The sequence below is a fragment of the Vibrio sp. Vb0598 genome (assembly GCF_033338935.1).
In the GTDB taxonomy this organism is placed as follows: Bacteria; Pseudomonadota; Gammaproteobacteria; order Enterobacterales; family Vibrionaceae; genus Vibrio; species Vibrio alginolyticus.
On the sequence record NZ_JAWOTP010000273.1, the window covers coordinates 1 to 1067 of the forward strand.

Sequence of the window (1067 nt, forward strand, 5' to 3'; positions counted from 1 at the left end):
TCACCGCTCGTGTACATAATCTTCACGATACGAGTATCGACAACTACTACACCGTTTCGCATGTCGTCGTGCATCCAAACTACACTCGTATCTCGAAAGCGGATGTTGACAGCAAGGGGAATGTGAAGCCTATTCAAACGGCGCTCGATAATGACATTGCGTTGCTTTACCTTACTCGCCCAGTTACTGGGGTGAATGTGGCTGACCTCGCCACGAAAGAAGACATGATCAGCATTGAGGCACGATTAGCTGCGGATTGGAACGATAACTACGACACCAACCAGCGAACTGAAAATGTTCAGGTTTATGGGTGGGAAACAACAACGCCAATGGCATCGGAGGCTTCTCCTTTGTTACAAACCACTCAGATCGGTTTTCTTCCGATAGACAAGTGTTATGAGCGTCTGGAAATTGGCAATAGCTATCCGGGGTTGATTAACTCTAGAACCAACGCGACTAAGATCTGTACAGTGCCCACATTCAATAGGATTTTAGAGCCAAGCAGCAGCACTCAATATGGTAACTCTGCTTGTAAAGGGGACAGCGGTGGCCCGCTGCTGGACATTGCGACAGGCAAGCAAATTGGGGTCGTGAGTGGTGGTCCTTTGGTATTACCGACTTGTGGCTCGCTGACCATTCCAAGTTTTTACACGAAGGTCAGTAACTACTACGATTGGGTTCAGTCTTACATTACTGCCGACACACCACCAAACCGTTACATCACTGAACCAAATTTTATCATCAATGCTAGAGAAGAAGCGGGCAAAGAGTGTCACGATGGTATTGCAACCAATAATTGTGATTTCAAAGGTTCCGATGACGATGGCGGCAGTCTAAATCTCTGGTTGTTGGCTCTGTTCGCTCCTGTTGCACGGTGGCGCAGACGCGAAGTGTAATCACGTTAACGATGTTGAAAGAAACGAGCAGCGCACGTCGCTGCTCGTTTTATTGTTAGGTTGGCGCTGTATAAATGGCGATGAGTGCGTCATCAAAATGAATATCCTTACGCCATGTAAGAATATTGCCAAGTGATCGCGGATTTTAACGTTTTATTACACTCTTCACCA

At 46.9% G+C, this 1067-nt stretch carries 1 protein-coding gene; it reads left to right on the forward strand.

Annotated features, from left to right (window positions below):
* The coding region (locus R7Q38_RS24640) for a S1 family peptidase (RefSeq protein ID WP_318114698.1) at positions 1-896 on the forward strand (896 nt) is incomplete at its 5' end.
* Positions 897-1067 lie beyond the last annotated feature (171 nt).